Below are 16,851 nucleotides of genomic sequence, written 5' to 3' on the forward strand. Positions count from 1 at the left end.
CCGCACCCGCGCGGCAGTTCTACAGTCGGCCCCGACATACGCATGAAGGGGAGCCGGGGATGGCACTACTGGTTTGGCAGGACGATCTGAACATCGGCATCGATGTGATCGACCAACAACACCGCCGCATCATCGAGATGCTCAACCACCTGCACGTGGCACAGGCCAGCATGCAGCGTGCGGCGGTGGGTGAAGTGATCGACGAAGTGGTGGACTACACCCTGTCGCACTTCGCGTTCGAGGAAGAGCTGATGGAAGAGGCGGGCTATCCGTTCTGTGCCGCGCACAAGCGCGTGCACGAGGTCTTCATCAAGCGGGTATCGGAATACCGCATGCGCTTCCAGGCCGGCGAGGACATCAGCGATGAACTGCGCACCATGCTCTCGCGCTGGCTGTTCAACCACATCCGCGGCGATGACCAGGCCTATGCCGAACAGGTCAAGGCGCACCTGAACCACTTTGCCCGCGAACACCAGGGTGGCGGCTGGCTGGGGCGCACGCTCAAGCGCTTCTTTGGTTGAGCCGCAGGGCGCGCCTGTGCAGTGCTACCAGCGCGCACAGGGTAGCTACCGCAGTCAGGCACAGGTAGTAGCCGACCGCGACCAGGCCGAAGCGTTCCGCCAGCCAGGTGGCCAGGTACGGCGCCGGCGCCGCACCCAGAATGCCGGCCAGGTTGAATGACAGCGAGGCGCCTGTGTAGCGCACTTCCACCGGGTAGATTTCGGCCAGGAAGGTGCCACAGGGGCCGTAGGTCAGCCCCATCAGGAACAATCCCAGGCACAGGAACGCAGTGACCAGCCATGGGCTGTGCGGCTGGAACAGCGGTGCGAACAGCACGCCGAAGCCGACAATCAGCACGCTGGCGACGATCATGGTGCGGCGCGTCCCCCAGCGGTCGCCATAGCGCGCCGACAGCGGGATGCCCAGCGCGAAGAACAGCATGCCGGCCATCTGCATCAGCAGGAACTGCTCGCGGCTGTAACCCAGCACCGCCGTGCCATGGCCGAGGCTGAACACGGTCATCAGGTAGAACAGCACGAAGGTGGCGAACGCGCCCAGGGTACCCAGCAGCATCGGCACCGGGTGGTCACGCAGCACCGTCCACATCGGCAGCCGCACCGGTGCTTTGCGCTCCAGCGCCTGCCTGAAATCGGGGGTCTCGTGGATGTTCAGGCGCACCCACAGGCCAAGGCCGACCAGCAGCGCGCTGGCCACGAACGGAATGCGCCAGCCCCACTGCAGGAAGTCATCCTGGCTCAGGCAACGGCCCAACACCAGGAAGATGCCGGCCGACAACAGGAAGCCGAGTGGCGCGCCCAGCTGCGGGAACATGCCGTACCAGGCGCGCTTGCCCGGCGGAGCGTTCTCAGTGGCCAGCAGCACCGCCCCGCCCCACTCGCCACCCAGCCCCAGGCCCTGGCCGAAGCGGCACAGCGCCAGCAACGCGGGGGCCCACAGGCCAATCTGTGCATGGGTGGGCAACAGGCCGATCAGCACCGTGGACAGGCCCATGGTCAGCAGCGCGGCCACCAGCGTGGCCTTGCGGCCGATACGGTCACCGAAGTGGCCGAACACTGCCGAGCCCACCGGGCGCGCGATGAACGCGACCGCGAACGTTGCCAGTGACTGCAGCAGCGCCGCCTGCTCGCTGCTGTCCGGGAAGAACAGGTGCGGGAACACCAGCACGGCGGCCGTGGCGTAGATGTAGAAGTCGAAGAATTCGATGGTGGTGCCGATCAGGCTGGCCAGCAGGACACGACGGGGGGAATTCACGGACGGCGCGGCAGCGGTGATCGTCGACATCGGCAACACGGGTAACGGCGGATCGCCCGATTCTGCCACGGGCCGATGGCCGCACGGGGCGATGGTTTCAGCCGACACCGATGCCAACGGAATTTTTCGGGCCACCCGCTAGGCTGCGCCACCGGTCCCTGCATGGACGCTTTGCCGATGACTGCAGTCGCGCTGTCGTGGTCCGATTCGCCGAAGCTGCCGCGGATGGCGGCGTGGCTGGTGGTACTGCTGGTGCATGGCGGGCTTGCTCTGTGGCTGCTGGACAGCGGCCGGATCGAACTGCGCAGCGACGACGGCCCACGGATCTTGCTGCGTTGGCTGCCACCGGAACTGCCGACGCCGGTAGCCAAGCAGCCCACCTTGCCCTCCGCACAGATGACGCGTCCGGCCGCATCGGTGATGCCCCGCCCTGCCCCGGTTGCGCAGGCAGACAGCGCCCAGCCTGCCGCGGAAAACGCGGCTGCGGTGGCGCCACTGATCCTGAGTCTGCCTGCGGGCAGCATCGACGGTGGTGACGGCATCAGCGCTGCGGGTGTCGCTCCGCGTCTTATTGGTCGCCGCGAGATACACCCGGCATTCGCGGCGCGCCGCAACTACTTCCCGATCCGTCGGCAGATGACCCCCGAGCAGATCGTGCATGGCGTCGCGCAACTGCTGGGTTTGTGGCCACCGGGCTACATCGTCGACCCGTGCGAGCTGGGCAAGCAGGACATGGACTATTTCCAGAACGCCGTCGAAGAAGCCGACCGCGACATGCTGCGTGCGGCGGTGCTGCAGGTGAGCGCGCGTTGCCGGTAGTCGCATTACTGTGGCGTCGAGCTTGCTCGACGGCTTTTCGCATTTTGTAGAGCCGAGCCATGCTCGGCTGCATTTCGCGAAGAGCAGTCGAGCATGGCTCGACTCTACAAAGAGCAAACAGCAGCCGAGCGTGGGGCTCGGCTCTACGAAAAGCGCTCGGCGGGCGCGTCGTTACAACTGGATCCAGGTGGCCTTGATCTCGCTGTACTTGTCGAACGCATGCAGCGATTTGTCCCGGCCGTTGCCGGACTGCTTGTAGCCACCGAACGGGGCGGTCATGTCACCACCGTCCCAGCCGTTCACCCAGACGCTGCCGGCGCGCAGCTGGCGTGCGACACGATGGGCGCGGCCCAGGTCACGCGTCCACAGGCCCGCCGCCAATCCATAGCGGCTGTCATTGGCCACGCGCACCGCTTCGACCTCGTCGTCGAAACCAAGCACGGCCAGCATTGGCCCGAACACTTCCTCGCGTGCCAACGCGTGGTCCGGACGCACCTGGTCGAACACCGTGGGCTGCACGTAGCAGCCGCCGGACTCCACCTCGGCCCGATGGCCCCCCATCAGCAGACGAGCGCCCTCGCCTTCGGCACGGGCGATATCGGCCAGCACCTTGTCCACGTGCGCGGCGTCGACCAGCGCACCCATCGGTGCATCGGCCTCCAGTGGATGGCGGGGCTGCATGTGCTGGCCATAGGCAATCACCTGGTGCACGAAGTCCTCACGGATCGAGCGCTGCACCAGCAGCCGCGAGCCAGCGGTGCAGACTTCGCCCTGGTTGAAGAAGATGCCCTGCGCCACGGCCTTGGCCGCTGCGTCCAGGTCCGGCGCGTCGGCGAACACCAGGTGGGGGCTCTTGCCACCGCATTCCAGCCAGACCCGCTTGAGGTTGGACCGTCCTGCATACTCCAGCAGCTTCGCACCGGTGGCGGTGGAACCGGTGAAGGCCAGCACGTCCACATCCATGTGCAGCGCCAAGGGCTCGCCCACGCGCGCACCATGGCCGGGCAGCACGTTCAGCACTCCGTCCGGCAGGCCCGCCTCGGCCGCCAGCGCCGCCAGCCGCAACGCCGACAGTGGCGAACGCTCGGACGGCTTGAGGACCACCGAATTGCCCATCGCCAGTGCCGGCGCGATCTTCCAGCAGGCCATCAGCAACGGGAAATTCCATGGCACGACCGCCGCCACCACGCCGGCAGGCTCGCGCGTGACCAGCCCCAGCTCGTGTGGGCCGGTCGGCGCGATTTCCCCGTACAGCTTGTCCACCGCTTCGGCGGTCCAGGCCAGGCAGCGCACCACGCCGGGCAGGTCGATACGGCGTGCGTCGCGCACCGGCTTGCCCATATCCAGGGTTTCCAGCAGCGCCAGCTCATCGGCGTGCTTCTCCACCAGCGCGGCCAGCGCCAGCAACACGCGCTTGCGATGCGCCGGGCTGGCCTGCGACCAGTGGCCCGCATCAAAGGCACGCCGCGCCGCCAGCACTGCGCGCTCCACGTCCTGTGCATCGCAGTCGGCGACCGCCGCGAGCACACGGCCATCGATGGGGCTGATGCAGTCGAAGCGGGCGCCGCTGGCGGCGTCGGTGTAGCGGCCATCGATGAAGGCCTGGCCGGGCATCGAAAGCTGCTGCGACAACGCCTGCCAGTGGCTGCGGTGGGGAAAGTCGGCCATGTCGGGCTCCACGGAACAGTTTCCCCGGTTATACCGGCGCGACCGCGACTTCACCGTGACGTGGCTGCGCTACATTTCCCCCATCGGACCCGACGGAGCTGGCATGAAGCGTCCCGGAAGCGACCTGCACGACCTTGCTACCCAGCGCCCGGAATCACTGGAGGCGTACTGGATGCCGTTCACCTCCAACCGCCAGTATAAGGCGGCGCCGCGTGTGCTGGTGCGTGCCGAGGGCATGCACTACGAGGATGTCGACGGCCGCCAGATCCTCGACGGTACCGCCGGCCTGTGGTGCTGCAACGCCGGCCACGCGCGGCCGCGCATCGTCGAGGCCATCGTCGATCAGGCACGCACGCTGGATTACTCGCCCGCCTTCCAGATGGGCTCGCCGCCGGCATTCGCGCTGGCGCAGCGGCTGGCCGCATTGGCACCAACGCCCCTGAACCATGTGTTCTTCACCAGCTCCGGCTCGGAGGCGGTGGATACCGCGATGAAGATCGTGCTGGCCTACCACCGCCAGCGCGGCGAGGGCCAGCGCACGCGCTTCATCAGCCGCGAGAAGGCCTACCACGGCGTCGGCTTCGGCGGCATGGCACTAGGCGGCTTGCCCAACAACCGCAGGGCGTTCGGCCTGCAGCTGGGCGGCGTGGACTACCTGCGCCACACCCTGGACCTGCAGCGCAATGCATTCAGCAGGGGCCTGCCGCGCCAGGGCGCTGAACTGGCCGACGACCTGGAGCGGCTGATCGCGCTGCATGACGCCTCGACCATCGCGGCGGTCTTCGTCGAGCCCATCGCTGGGTCCGCCGGGGTCATCCTGCCGGCGCCGGGCTACCTGCAGCGCCTGCGCGAGCTGTGCGATCACCACGGCATCCTGCTGGTGTTCGATGAGGTCATCACCGGCTTCGGCAGGGTCGGCATGCCCTTCGCCGCACAGCGCTTCGGGGTCACCCCCGACCTGCTGACCTTCGCCAAGGCGGTCAGCAACGGCGCGGTGCCGCTGGGCGGCGTGCTGGCCAGCGATGCGGTGCACGCTACGCTGATGCAGGCGCCACCGCAGGCCATCGAGCTGTTCCACGGCTATACCTACTCTGGTCACCCGCTGGCCTGTGCGGCCGCGCTGGCCACTCTGGAGGTCTACGCCGAGGAGCGCCTGTTCGAGCGGACCATCGAACTGGGCGAATACTGGCAGGAACGGCTGCATGCGCTGCAGGGCCTGCCCAACGTGATCGACATCCGCAACTTCGGGCTGGTCGGGGCGGTCGAGTTGGCGCCACGCCGGGACATGCCCGGCAGCCGCGGCTACGAGGTGTTCCGGCGCTGCTTCCACGATGGCCGGCTGCTGGTGCGCTGTACCGGTGACATCATCGCGCTGTCGCCCCCGCTGATCGTGGACAAGGCGCAGATCGACCAGATCACCGGCACGCTGGGCGAGATGATCCGGGCCACCGCCTGAGCCCTGGCCGGCGGCGGCGAGCGGGTACAATGGGCGGTTCCGCTCCTGCTCGCTGCCGTGCCCATGGATATCGTCGTCAAAGAAGAACTCAAGGCCTATATCGACCCGCTGACTGCGGACGAACATGACGCGCTGGAGCGCAGCATCCTGGCCGAGGGCTGTCGCGACGCGCTGGTCCTGTGGGGCAACGTACTGGTCGACGGCCACAACCGCTTCGGCATCTGCCAGAAGCATGGCCTGCCCTTCAACACCGTACAGAACACCCGCTTCCAGAGCATGGAAGACGTGCACCTGTGGATGATCGAGCAGCACCTGGGCCGTCGCAGCGTGTCCGACTTCCAGCGCGGCGTGCTGGCGCTGCGCAAGCGCGACATCCTGGCCGCCCGCAAGCAGATCGAGCAGGCGCAGCTGCAGCGCGAGAGCGACGGCACCGCGGACATCACCGACGAAGGCGGCGAAGACAGCCCGCCGTGGGAGCCGGCCCCGAAGCTCAGCCGTGCTGAGCTGGCCCGCGAAGCCAAGCTGAGTACCAGCCAGGTCGGCATGATCGAGCGCATCCATGCCCAGGCTGCACCCGAAGTGGTGGAGGCGGTGAAGGCCGGCGTGATCTCGATCAGCGCCGCTGCGGCCGTGGCCGACCTGCCCGAAGAGGAGCAGCGCGCTGCCGCCGCCGGTGGCAAGGACGAGCTGAAGCAGGCCGCCAAGCGCGTGCGCGAGTCCAAGCGCAAGCCGCGCGCGCCGAAGCCGGAAGCAGCCGAGATGGATTTCGAGGAGGCAAATGAGGACGAGATCGCCAGCCGCGATGCCGAAGTGCTGTTGGCGCTGGAACAGCTGGGCGAGGATGCCCCGGCCCTGCGCCGCCGCGTGGTCGCGTTGACCCGCGAGAACGACACCCTGCGCGCGCAGCTGGCCGCGCTGCGCAAGCAGCTGGAAGCGCTTTAAAAAACGCGAACCTCTCATGTAGAGCCGAGCCCATGCTCGGCTGCGGTTTGCCGCGCGCAAGGCAGCCGAGCATGGGCTCGGCTCTACAGGCAGGCATCACCGGGCTGCGGTTAGACTCGTGCAATGACGCCTGCCCACGATCCGCGCCGCGCCCAGCTGCGGCGCCTGAAAGCCCTCGCACTGGGCCTGCTGCTGTTGATGCTGGCCGGATTCGCGGTCAGCCATTGGCACGGCGAACGCGGCATCTGGGCCTGGGTTTCGGCCTTCTGCGAGGCTGCTGCGGTCGGCGCGCTGGCCGACTGGTTCGCAGTCGTTGCGCTGTTCCGGCGGCCAATGGGCCTGCCGATTCCGCACACCGCGATCATCCCGCGCAGCAAGGAACGCATCGGCGACAGCCTGGCGCTGTTCGTGCGCGACCAGTTCCTGGAGCCGGGTGTGCTGCTGGCCAAGCTGCAGGTGTTCGATCCGGCCAGCCGCCTCGGCAGCTGGCTGGCCGACCCGGCACGCTCGCGCATGCTGGCCGACATGGCCCGCGGCTGGGCGCTGCAGGCGCTGGATTTCTTCGACGAAACCGCCGTGCGCCGGCAGCTGCACGCCTTTGTGGTGCAGCAGCTGCGGCAGTGGAATGCCGCCGCCACCGCCGGTGAGCTGCTGGCCCTGCTGACCGCCGATGGGCGCCACCAGCGCGTGCTGGACGAGGGCCTGCAGCGCCTGGGACGCTGGCTGGAGCAGCCGGAAGTGAAGGAGCGCGCCTCGCAGCTGATCGTGCGTTACATCCAGCGCGAATGGCCGACGCTGTCGAGCACGGTGAACTGGGTCAAGCCGATCGACGAGATCGGCGACAGCCTGGCCGAACGCCTGGCCCGCGCGGTGCTGGAAGAGCTGCAGCAGGTGCTGGCCGAGCCGCAGCATCCGCTGCGCCAGGACTACGAGACCTGGTTGCAGAACTACGTGCAGCGCCTGCGCGAGGATCCGGCGCTGGCCGAGCGCATCGAGCAGCTCAAGCAGGACATGATCGACCACCCGGCCCTGCAGGAGTACGTGCAGGGGCTGTGGGCGCGCATCCACGCCAGCCTGCGGGCGGACCTGCAGCGCGAGGATTCGGCGCTGGTCGGCCACCTGCAGCGCAGCCTGGGTTCGCTCGGTGCCAGCCTGCAGGCCGACCCGGCGCTGCGCGAGGCACTGAACCAGCATCTGATGGAAGGTGCGCAGCGCCTGACCGGGCGCCTGCGCGAGGGCGTCACCACGCATATCGCGCAGACCGTGAAGGGCTGGGACGAGCGGCACCTGGTCGAACAGCTGGAACTGAGCGTGGGCCGTGACCTGCAGTTCATCCGCTTCAACGGCACCCTGGTCGGCGGGCTGATCGGCCTGCTGCTGCACGCTGCGACGGTCCTTTTCCACTTCTGAAGCCTCCCTGCACGGGAGCGGGTGCCGTCACGCTTGATTAACTAAATGCGAATGCCTATCATTTGCTAATCGGTTGTACGCTTAGCCAAGCGGGGCACGGAAGCACGCACCCACCCGCCCCTTCGCCCGTGTACATCCCCCGACTACCGGGTCGCCCGCACTGCGCGGGTGGCGCACCGTCGATGGGACTCGCTGGGCGACGTGCGCGGAGCGCGCGGTTGCTGCGTCTGCGCATTCCATCGCCTGTTTCGTCCTGCATGGAATCGCACCGATGGCAATGCCGCTCAACCTTCCTCGTCCCTCTCTGCTGGCCCTGGCCGTGACCGCACTGATGATCGCTCCGCTGGCACACGCCGACGGCACCGCTGAATCTTCCGCGCGCACGCTGGACACCGTGAAGGTGACCGCCGATGGCGAGATTCCGAACAGCTACACGGTGAAGAACGCGCGCAGCGCGACCAGGCTGGACCTGTCGTTGCGCGAGACGCCACAGTCGGTGACCGTGATCACCCGCCAGCGCCTGGACGACATGGGCCTGTTCTCGCTGTCGGACGTGATGGGCCAGGTGACCGGCGTCAGCGTGTCGGTCACCGACAGCGAGCGCATCAACTATGTTTCGCGCGGCTACACCATCGACAATTTCCAGATCGACGGCATGCTCAACACGTTCGGTGGCTCGGTCAAGACCAACACCGACAGCGTGATCTACGAGCGTATCGAGGTGATCCGTGGCGCCACCGGCCTGACCACCGGCGCCGGCGATCCCTCCGGCACCATCAGCATGATCCGCAAGCGCCCCACCGACACCTTCCAGATGGGCGCCAACCTCACCGTGGGACGCTGGGGCAACCGCCGCCTGGAAGCCGATCTCGGTGGTCCGGTTGCCTGGGACGGCCGCATCCGTGCGCGCGTGGTCGCGGCCAAGCAGCAGAGCGATTCATTCCGTGATGTCTATTCGCTCGACAAGGATGTGTTCTACGGCATCGTGCAGGCCGACCTGAGCGACAGCACGCTGTTCGAAGTGGGCTACGAATACCAGTCGCCGCGTACCACCGGCGTGACCTGGGGCGTGGTGCCGTACTGGGGCGCCGATGGCACGCCAGCCAACCTGCCTCGCTCGACCAACCTGTCGGCCTCGTGGAGCGCCTGGCCGATCGTGGAGAAGACCAGCTTCGCGCGGCTGGAGCAGCAGCTCGGCAACGGCTGGTCGGTGAAGGGCAATATCAGCCACGCCGTGCGTGATACCGACGGCAGCGTCTGGTACGGCGCCGCCGGCAATCCGCGTGCCGATGGAACCGGCGTCACCGCCTACATCTCTCACTTCAACGAGCACAGCACGATGGACGTGTTCGACGTCAACGTCGGCGGCCCGTTCCAGCTGTTCGGTCGCGAGCACGAACTGGTGTTCGGCCTGGGCCAGTCGGTGCGCAAGGGCGAGTCGGAAGGCATGGACTTCGACTACGACGATGCCTATGCCGTGGTGCCGGACTGGCGCCACTGGACCGGCAATGTGCCGGTGCTGCCGGTGACCCGCCTGGGCAGGCTGTCTTCGCAGAATGAACTGCGCCAGCGCGCAGCCTACGTTGCCGCGCGGCTGCGCCTGGCCGACCCGCTGCTGGCGGTGGCAGGCGCGCGCTACGGCAGCTGGGAAACCCGCAGCTGGGCCTATGGCTACGATGCCAATGGCAACCGCAATCGCACCACCCGCACCGGCTACAGGCCGGACGACATGCTCACCCCGTATGCCGGCCTGGTCTTCGACTTCAATTCGATCTTCAGCGGCTATGTCAGCTACACCGACATCTTCAAGCCGCAGAACTACCGCGACCGCAATGGCAACTACCTGGAGCCGGTGGTCGGCAACATGTACGAAGCAGGCGTCAAGGCCGAGTTCTTCGGCGGCCTGCTCAATGCCTCGGCCGCCGTGTTCGAGGGCAAGCAGGACAACGTCGCCGAGATCGATGATTCGGTGCCGGTGAACTCGCTGCCCGACGGCAGCCAGGCCTACCGCTCCACCGGCAAGGGCAACAAGGTCAAGGGCTGGGAGATCGAAACCCAGGGCAGCATCGGCGAGCAGTGGAACGTCTCGACCGGTTTCGCCCACACCGTCATCCGCAACAAGGACGGCGTGCTGCAGCGGACCACCGCCCCGCAGGATACCTTCCGGCTCAACACCAGCTGGCGCCCTGGCGGTATCGACGGCCGCTTCTGGCTGGGTGGTGGCGTGACCTGGCAGAGCAGCATCTGGAACACCAGCACCAAACCCGACCGCAGCAAGGCCAGGATCACCCAGGACGCGTTCTACCTGGTCAACCTCGCCGGCGGCTACCGCTTCAACGAGAACTTCAGCGCCCAGCTGAACATCAACAACCTGCTGGACAAGAAGTATTTCAACAACGTCGGTTTCTACAACGGCGTGTACTGGGGCGAACCACGCAATGTCACCGTGACGCTGCGCTGGAAGCTCTGACCCTGATGGATGGCACCGGTTCTGCGACCGGTGCCAGGCCAGGGATGGCCTCCTCCGGCGCACTGCGGTGCGCCGGCCCTCTTCCACTGAAACCTGCAGGAACGCCGTGGACCGCTCGCCCGCAACCGCCAGCCCCCGCACCTTCTTCTCCAACCCGCGCTGGGGCGTGCTGTCACGTTCGTTGGCCGCGATCTTCGGCGGCTATGCGCTGGCCTCGGTGACCAGCGTGTTCTGCGCGGTGGCGCTGCCCGGCGCGCGCGGCCAGACCGTGCTGACCGGCATGCTGCTGGCGATCCTGGTCGCCGCCTGCGCGGCGTTGTGGGCGTTCGCCACCCGCAGCGCGCTGCGTGCGTGGGTCGGCATTCTCGCTCCCGCCCTGCTGATGGCTGCCATCGCGCGCATGCTGGGGGCCTGGGCATGAAGAACGGATTCCGCCAGTCGATGGCCTGGCTGCACACCTGGACCGGCCTGCTGGTCGGCTGGTTGCTGCTGCTGATTTTCATGGCCGGCACGGCCAGCTACTACCGTGAAGAAATCAGCCGCTGGATGCGCCCGGAGCTGCCGTCCAGCAACGTCAGCATCGACGTCGCCGCGCAGCGCGCGGTGGACTACCTGCAGGCCAATGCGAGCCACGCCGAGAACTGGTTCGTCACCCTGCCGCAGCCGCGCAACCCGGCCATGCAGATGTTCTGGCGGCTGCCACCGGAACTGGCCGACCCCAGCCGTGGCCGCCGCGGTGGCTTCGGCGACGCCACGCTGGACCCGAACAGCGGCCAGGCACTGAAGGCGCGCGAGACCCGTGGAGGCGACTTCTTCTACCGCCTGCACTTCGATCTGCACTACATCCCGGTGTACTGGGCGCGCTACCTGGTCGGGTTCTGCGCGATGTTCATGCTGGTGGCGATCATCACCGGCGTGATCACCCACAAGAAGATCTTCAAGGACTTCTTCACCTTCCGCAAGGACAAGGGCCTGCGCTCCTGGCTCGACTTCCACAACGTCAGCGCGGTGATGGCGCTGCCGTACCACGCCATGATCACCTACACCGGCATCGTCACCCTGATGATCATGTACCTGCCGTGGGGAGTGAAGGTCGCCTACCCCCAGGACGAGGACAAATTCATCAGCGAGGCTTTCGGCGGCCTTCCGGAAGTGACCTCGCCCGCCGAGGGCCGCGCCACGCCGCTGCCGATCGCACAGTTGCTGGACAGCGCACGCGCGCATTGGCACGGCGTGGAGGTGGCCGGTTTCACCGTGTCCAATCCGGGGGCGGCCAATGCGGTGATCGACATCCGCCAGCGCGATGGCAAGCGCCTGTCCATCGACACCCCGGCCGTGCGTTACGACATGGTCAGCGGTGCTCTGCTTGAGGAAACGCCGCCATCGGGCGGTGCCACCGCCACCCGTGGTGTGCTGTACGGCCTGCACCTGGCGCGTTTTGCGGACTGGGGCCTGCGTGCACTGTTCTTCCTGTCCGGTCTGGTGGGCTGCCTGATGGTCGCCAGCGGCGTGGTGCTGTGGGCGGTGAAGGAACGACCGAAGCATGCCAAGAGTGGACGCACCGGCTTCGGCCTTCGCTTGGTCGATGCGCTCAACATCGGCACCGTGGCTGGCCTGCCGATCGCCTTCGCGGCGTACTTCTGGGGCAACCGCCTGCTGCCGCTGGACATCGCCGAGCGCTCGAGTGCGGAGGCCAACGTATTCTTCTACGCTTGGGCCGGCGCGCTGCTGGCCGCCTTCATCTGGCCGAAGCGAATGATGTGGGCGTGGCAGCTCTACCTGGGCGCGGCCGCGTTCGCACTGGTGCCGGTGGTCAATGCGTTGACCACGCATGCGCACCTGGGCAACACCCTGCGCAACGGCGACTGGGTACTGGCCGGCGTCGATCTTTCGATGATCGTCTTCGGCGCAATGCTGGCGATGTGCGGCTGGCGCATGCAGCGCTGGACGCCACCGCTGAGCGCGGCCGAGAAGAAGAAGCGTGCGGCGGCTGCGGCGCCAGTGGCTGTGGTCGAAACCGCCGAAGCGGAGGCCAGTGCATGATGCTGCTGGCGTTGACCCTGTCGTTTTCCGCGTTCACCGCGCTGTCGCTGGCGATGGAAAGACACCAGTACGACCTGCACGGCAAGGCTGCGGCCAGCCCGGCACGGCGCACGCAGTGGCGGGTGCTGGGCTGGGCCCTGCTGACGGTGGCGTTCGCGTTGTGCGTGGCCGATCACGGCTGGGCGATGGGCCCGGTGCTGTGGCTGGGCGCAATGACCATGTGCGGCGTGGCACTGTCGTTCGGGCTGTATCCGTACCGGCCGAAGTGGATCGCACCGCTGGCGATCACGCTGCCGGCGCTGGGGCTGGTGGTGGCGTTGCTGTAACCTCCATCCACGCATGGCGTGGATCTACTGAACAACCATCCAGGCATGGCGTGGATCCACCGGCCAGACAGGGGTAGTGCCGGCCGCTGGCCGGCACCTCATGAACCCTTTGCGGATCTGACACCGTTGCCGGCCAGCGGCCGGCACTACCGGGCTTACCCCAGCCGCTTCAGTTCCCATGCGCGGTGGATGCGCGCGTTGCGCTCGAAATCCGGACCGATGGTGCGTGCGGTGATCTCGCGGCACTGGGCGAATTCGGCGATGGCGTTCTCTTCCAGCTTGAAGCGGCGGAAGTTGTTGGAGAAGTACAGCACGCCACCCGGTGCCAGCCGGGCCACCGCCGCCCGCAGCAGCTTCACCTGTTCGCGCTGCACGTCGAAATCATCGGCGCGGGCGGAGTTGGAGAAAGTCGGTGGATCACAGAAGATCACGTCGTACTGGCCGCGGTCGCCTTCCAGCCAGGCCATCGCGTCGGCCTGGACCAGCAGGTGCTGGTTGCCCCCCTGCCCGTTCAGCGCAAGGTTGTCGTAGCACCACTGCAGGTAGGTGGCCGACAGGTCGACGCTGGTGGTGCTGGCGGCACCGGCCACGGCGGCCTGCACGCTGGCCACGCCGGTGTAGCAGAACAGGTTCAGGAAACGCTTGCCACGCACCTGCTCGGCCATCATCCGGCGCAGCGGGCGATGGTCAAGGAACAGGCCGGTGTCCAGGTAGTCGAACAGGTTCACCTGCAGCAGTGCATGGTTCTCGCGCACCACGATGAACTCGTCACGCTGCTCGAAGCGGCCGTACTTGCTGCCGCCCTTGCCGCGCTCGCGCGACTTCATCGACACCTGCTCCGGCGGCACGCCGAATACTTCGCGCGCGGCGGCCAGCAGCTCGTTGCGGCGGCGGCGCACGTCGTTCTCGGGAATCGCCGCCGGTGCCGCGTACTCCTGCACATGCAGGAAGGTGCGGCGCTTGCCCCCGTCTTCCTCGTAGACATCAATGGCCGCCGCGTACTCCGGCAGGTCGGCGTCGTAGGCGCGGAAGCAGGTGATGTCCTCGCGGGCACGCCAGCTCTTGAACTTCTTCAGGTTCTTGCGCAGCCGGTTGGCCACCATCTGCGCGCCTTCGCTCAGCTCGCGCGGCTGTGCCGGATCACGACCCGGCACGGCAATCGGATCGCAGACGATCAGCGCGCATTCCAGCGCACCGTTGAACATCTGGTACTTCTTGCTGGCGCGCAGGCCAGTGGCGAAGGCCAGCTCGTCATTGCCGCACAGCAGGCTGGCACGCCACTGCGGCACGGCCTTCTGCAGGGCATTGCCCAGTGCACGGTACAACGCCGGATCGGCAGCCAGGCGTTCGTCGTACGGCGGGTTACAGACCACCGCTCCGATCTCCTGTTCGGGCGCGGCCAGGTCGGCGACATCGGCGCGGGTGAAGCGGATCGCGTGGGCGACGCCGGCAACCTCTGCATTCTCGCGGGCGGCCTGGATCGCGGCCGGGTCGATATCGCTGCCATGGATGACCGGCTTCAGCGCGGCCAGGCCGGCCGCTTCGCGCTCGCGTGCTTCGCTCTGGATGGACTTCCAGGCCGCCTTGTCGAAGCCCAGCCAACGGCTCGGCGGCAGGCTGCCATGCCGCATCAGGCCAGGGGCGACGTCGGCGGCCATCAGTGCACCTTCGATCAGCAGCGTGCCGCTGCCACACATCGGGTCCAGCAGGCCGCCTCCGGCGGTGTGCAGGCGCGGCCACTGCGCGCGCAGCAGCAGCGCGGCGGCCAGGTTTTCCTTCAGCGGCGCCTCGTGGGCGGCACCACGCCAGCCACGGCGATGCAGCGGGCCACCGCCGAGGTCGATCGACAGCGAAGCACGGCCCTTGCGCAGCGACAGGTTGACGCGCACATCGGGCAGGTCGGTGTTGACCGAGGGGCGCTCCAGGCCTTCATCACGCATCCGGTCGACGATGGCGTCCTTGATCCGCTGCGCGGCAAAGCGCGCATGGGTGATCTTGTCACCGGACACGTGTGCGTCCACCGCCAGGGTCATCTCCGGCGTGATGTGCTCGTGCCACGGCAGCGCACGCACGCCGTCATACAGGGCCTGCTCGTCCGGGCAGTCGAACTCGGCGATCGGCCACAGCACGCGGCTGGCCAGGCGCGACCACATCACGATCCGCAGCGCCTGCGCCAGTTCGCCCTCGGCGTTGACGCCGGCAATGGTGGCGGTGGCCTTGGCAAGGCCCAGGGCCGACAGTTCATCGGCAAGCAGGTATTCCAGGCCCTTGGCGCAGGAGACGAAGAATTTCACGGGGTCGGTTCGCAGGTGGTCGGGCGCGGCACAGGGGCCGGGCCGGTCGGAAAGGAGGGCCGTAGGCACGGCCGGCAGGCCCGCGCCGGGGGCGGCGGGGCTGCCATTGTAGTCAATGCGGGCGGGCGCGCCGTGCGCCCCGGCTTCACAGTTGCCGCAGCAGGCGCTCGAAGGCCTGCGCAGAGGCCTCCACGTGGCGCTCCAGGCGGTGGCCATCGTCAACCAGCAGCAACTGCGCCGAACGCGCCTGCGCCCAGGCAATCACGCCGGCAGCCGGTACCACGTCGTCATGCCAGGCCTGCACCACCGTGGTCGGCACCGCAGCGGCGTCCAGCGCCGGCATCGGGCCCATGGTGGTCGGCGGCACCATCAGGAACAGGCCGGCTACCGGCACCTGCAGCGAGGCGATGGCGGAAATGTAGGCGCCCAGGCTGGAGCCGGCCAGTACCACCGGCCCCTGACGGGCAGCGATGGCGGCGCGTTCAACCAGACGGCGCAGGCGGGTCGGCACGTCGCCCACCCGGCTGACCTCGCTCATCGCGTCCAGATCGGTGTAGTCGGGGCGCTCGTGGGTCCAGCCCAGGCGTTGGGCCACCTCGGCCAGCGCGGTGACCTTGGTCGCCTCCGGGCCGCTTTCGAAGCCATGGGAGAGGATGCAGTGGCCGCGACTCATGCGCGTGCTCCGTGGGCGCGGGCCAACCAGGAAAGAGAAGGCAGGTTCATGCCGCAATGCTAGCATCGCCGGATGCCCAACCCGCTCCTGCCCGGCCTGCAGCTGCAGCCCCTGCCCTACCACGACCGACTGCCGCTGCGCGATCCGGCCACGCTGGAGATGGTGGTGATCCACTGCACCGAGCTGCCCGATCTGGCGACGGCCCGCGAGTACGGCGAGCGCGTGCTGTATGACAGCGGTGCCGGCAACAGCGGGCACTTCTACATCGACCGCGATGGCAGCGTGGTGCAGTACGTTGCGCCCGAACGCGTGGCCCACCACGTGCGCGGCATGAACGCGCATACGCTGGGCATCGAGCTGGTCAATACCGGGCGCTACCCGCACTGGTTCGACAGCCGTCACCAGGCGATGGACGAGGCCTACACCGAGGCGCAACTGAAAGCGCTGGAGCGGCTGCTGCAGGCGCTGGTGGTGCGCTATCCGTCGCTGCAGCGGATTGCCGGGCATGACCAGCTGGACCTGGAGCAGGTGCCGGCCAGCGATGATCCGACGCTGAGGGTGGCACGCAAACGCGACCCGGGCCCGTTGTTCCCTTGGGCGCGGGTGCTGGCGAAGGTGCCGCTGCAGCCGGTTGGGTAAGCGGCAGGGCTGCGCCCTGCACCTGCGGTAGTGCCGGCCGCTGGCCGGCAACAGCAGGCTATCCATGGGATGGCAGGGTGGGCCCGGTTGCGGGGGACGCCGTAAATCCCCAGGCCGGCCCAGCCGCTGGCGGCTGTGCGTTCGGGCGCTCGCGAAGCAGTACTTCGCAAGCAAAGCGCCCTCACCCCTCGGGGCTTGGCCGCGGCATCCATGCCGCGGACACCCGCAACCGGACCCACCCCGCCTTCGACAGATTTCTGCCGCTGTTGGTGGGTGCCGACCGTTGGTCGGCACGGAGTCGAATCGATCGGAGGGTGCCTTTGTAGAGTCGAGCCGCG

General features: G+C 67.7%; 14 protein-coding genes. 10 read left to right on the forward strand and 4 right to left on the reverse strand.

The features are described 5' to 3' along the window. The first annotated feature begins 59 nt into the window (after positions 1 to 59). Entirely contained in the window at positions 60 to 521 is a 462-nt protein-coding gene (locus tag ROV95_RS15385; protein ID WP_021203550.1) for a bacteriohemerythrin, read from the forward strand. Here the strand turns inward: ROV95_RS15385 and ROV95_RS15390 are convergent. After that, entirely contained in the window at positions 502 to 1,803 is a 1,302-nt protein-coding gene (locus tag ROV95_RS15390) for an MFS transporter (protein WP_019659058.1), read from the reverse strand. The genes ROV95_RS15385 and ROV95_RS15390 overlap by 20 nt on opposite strands. 147 nt (positions 1,804 to 1,950) lie before the next feature. On the opposite strand from ROV95_RS15390, the gene ROV95_RS15395 reads away from it, so the two are divergent. Continuing rightward, positions 1,951 to 2,592 (forward strand): hypothetical protein, encoded by a 642-nt coding sequence (locus tag ROV95_RS15395; RefSeq protein ID WP_058979502.1) that lies wholly within the window; start codon positions 1,951 to 1,953, stop codon positions 2,590 to 2,592. Positions 2,593 to 2,763: 171 nt separating this feature from the next. Here the strand turns inward: ROV95_RS15395 and ROV95_RS15400 are convergent, their stop codons facing one another. Beyond that, positions 2,764 to 4,260, reverse strand: a complete 1,497-nt coding sequence (locus tag ROV95_RS15400) for an aldehyde dehydrogenase (protein ID WP_312545189.1) — start codon at positions 4,258 to 4,260, stop codon at positions 2,764 to 2,766. A gap of 103 nt (positions 4,261 to 4,363) precedes the next feature. Here ROV95_RS15400 and ROV95_RS15405 point away from each other — a divergent pair, with 103 nt between their 5' ends. The 7 genes from ROV95_RS15405 (at position 4,364) to ROV95_RS15435 (ending at position 12,907) form a co-directional block, all read left to right on the forward strand. After that, positions 4,364 to 5,716 carry an aspartate aminotransferase family protein gene (locus ROV95_RS15405; RefSeq protein WP_312545190.1) on the forward strand — a complete coding sequence of 451 codons (1,353 nt, stop codon included), beginning with the start codon at positions 4,364 to 4,366 and terminating at the stop codon, positions 5,714 to 5,716. Positions 5,717 to 5,779: 63 nt separating this feature from the next. Next, positions 5,780 to 6,658, forward strand: coding sequence for a plasmid replication/partition related protein (locus ROV95_RS15410; protein ID WP_155029220.1), 879 nt, complete (start codon positions 5,780 to 5,782; stop codon positions 6,656 to 6,658). Between the two features lie 123 nt (positions 6,659 to 6,781). Next, a complete protein-coding gene (locus ROV95_RS15415) occupies positions 6,782 to 8,068 on the forward strand; it encodes a DUF445 family protein (protein ID WP_312545195.1) in 1,287 nt (428 codons plus the stop codon). 271 nt (positions 8,069 to 8,339) lie between these two features. Further along, positions 8,340 to 10,538, forward strand: coding sequence for a TonB-dependent siderophore receptor (locus ROV95_RS15420; RefSeq protein ID WP_155029219.1), 2,199 nt, complete (start codon positions 8,340 to 8,342; stop codon positions 10,536 to 10,538). 106 nt (positions 10,539 to 10,644) lie between these two features. After that, a complete protein-coding gene (locus tag ROV95_RS15425; protein WP_010486186.1) occupies positions 10,645 to 10,959 on the forward strand; it encodes a DUF3649 domain-containing protein in 315 nt (104 codons plus the stop codon). Further along, positions 10,956 to 12,581, forward strand: a complete 1,626-nt coding sequence (locus tag ROV95_RS15430) for a PepSY-associated TM helix domain-containing protein (RefSeq protein WP_312545198.1) — start codon at positions 10,956 to 10,958, stop codon at positions 12,579 to 12,581. The genes ROV95_RS15425 and ROV95_RS15430 overlap by 4 nt, the downstream gene beginning before the upstream one ends. After that, complete coding sequence (locus ROV95_RS15435; RefSeq protein WP_019659066.1) at positions 12,578 to 12,907, forward strand: DUF3325 domain-containing protein; 330 nt, start codon at positions 12,578 to 12,580, stop codon at positions 12,905 to 12,907. Before ROV95_RS15430 ends, ROV95_RS15435 begins: the two co-directional genes overlap by 4 nt. A gap of 155 nt (positions 12,908 to 13,062) precedes the next feature. Here the strand turns inward: ROV95_RS15435 and rlmKL are convergent, their stop codons facing one another. After that, entirely contained in the window at positions 13,063 to 15,201 is a 2,139-nt protein-coding gene (rlmKL, locus tag ROV95_RS15440; RefSeq protein WP_134729479.1) for a bifunctional 23S rRNA (guanine(2069)-N(7))-methyltransferase RlmK/23S rRNA (guanine(2445)-N(2))-methyltransferase RlmL, read from the reverse strand. 145 nt (positions 15,202 to 15,346) lie between these two features. Further along, positions 15,347 to 15,874 (reverse strand): alpha/beta hydrolase, encoded by a 528-nt coding sequence (locus ROV95_RS15445; protein WP_024958728.1) that lies wholly within the window; start codon positions 15,872 to 15,874, stop codon positions 15,347 to 15,349. A 72-nt stretch (positions 15,875 to 15,946) separates the two neighbouring features. Here ROV95_RS15445 and ROV95_RS15450 point away from each other — a divergent pair, with 72 nt between their 5' ends. Continuing rightward, positions 15,947 to 16,513: an N-acetylmuramoyl-L-alanine amidase gene (locus ROV95_RS15450; protein WP_021203541.1), complete on the forward strand. Its 567-nt coding sequence runs from the start codon at positions 15,947 to 15,949 to the stop codon at positions 16,511 to 16,513. Positions 16,514 to 16,851 lie beyond the last annotated feature (338 nt).

This window comes from Stenotrophomonas maltophilia group sp. msm1, assembly GCF_032025805.1.
In the GTDB taxonomy this organism is placed as follows: domain Bacteria; phylum Pseudomonadota; class Gammaproteobacteria; order Xanthomonadales; family Xanthomonadaceae; genus Stenotrophomonas; species Stenotrophomonas hibiscicola.

Coding starts and splice junctions, on each gene's coding strand:
- ROV95_RS15385 (WP_021203550.1), top strand. CDS start 60: ATGGCACTACTGGTTTGGCAGGACGATCTGAACATCGGCATCGATGTG.
- ROV95_RS15390 (WP_019659058.1), bottom strand. CDS start 1,803: ATGTCGACGATCACCGCTGCCGCGCCGTCCGTGAATTCCCCCCGTCGT.
- ROV95_RS15395 (WP_058979502.1), top strand. CDS start 1,951: ATGACTGCAGTCGCGCTGTCGTGGTCCGATTCGCCGAAGCTGCCGCGG.
- ROV95_RS15400 (WP_312545189.1), bottom strand. CDS start 4,260: ATGGCCGACTTTCCCCACCGCAGCCACTGGCAGGCGTTGTCGCAGCAG.
- ROV95_RS15405 (WP_312545190.1), top strand. CDS start 4,364: ATGAAGCGTCCCGGAAGCGACCTGCACGACCTTGCTACCCAGCGCCCG.
- ROV95_RS15410 (WP_155029220.1), top strand. CDS start 5,780: ATGGATATCGTCGTCAAAGAAGAACTCAAGGCCTATATCGACCCGCTG.
- ROV95_RS15415 (WP_312545195.1), top strand. CDS start 6,782: ATGACGCCTGCCCACGATCCGCGCCGCGCCCAGCTGCGGCGCCTGAAA.
- ROV95_RS15420 (WP_155029219.1), top strand. CDS start 8,340: ATGGCAATGCCGCTCAACCTTCCTCGTCCCTCTCTGCTGGCCCTGGCC.
- ROV95_RS15430 (WP_312545198.1), top strand. CDS start 10,956: ATGAAGAACGGATTCCGCCAGTCGATGGCCTGGCTGCACACCTGGACC.
- ROV95_RS15435 (WP_019659066.1), top strand. CDS start 12,578: ATGATGCTGCTGGCGTTGACCCTGTCGTTTTCCGCGTTCACCGCGCTG.
- ROV95_RS15445 (WP_024958728.1), bottom strand. CDS start 15,874: ATGAGTCGCGGCCACTGCATCCTCTCCCATGGCTTCGAAAGCGGCCCG.
- ROV95_RS15450 (WP_021203541.1), top strand. CDS start 15,947: ATGCCCAACCCGCTCCTGCCCGGCCTGCAGCTGCAGCCCCTGCCCTAC.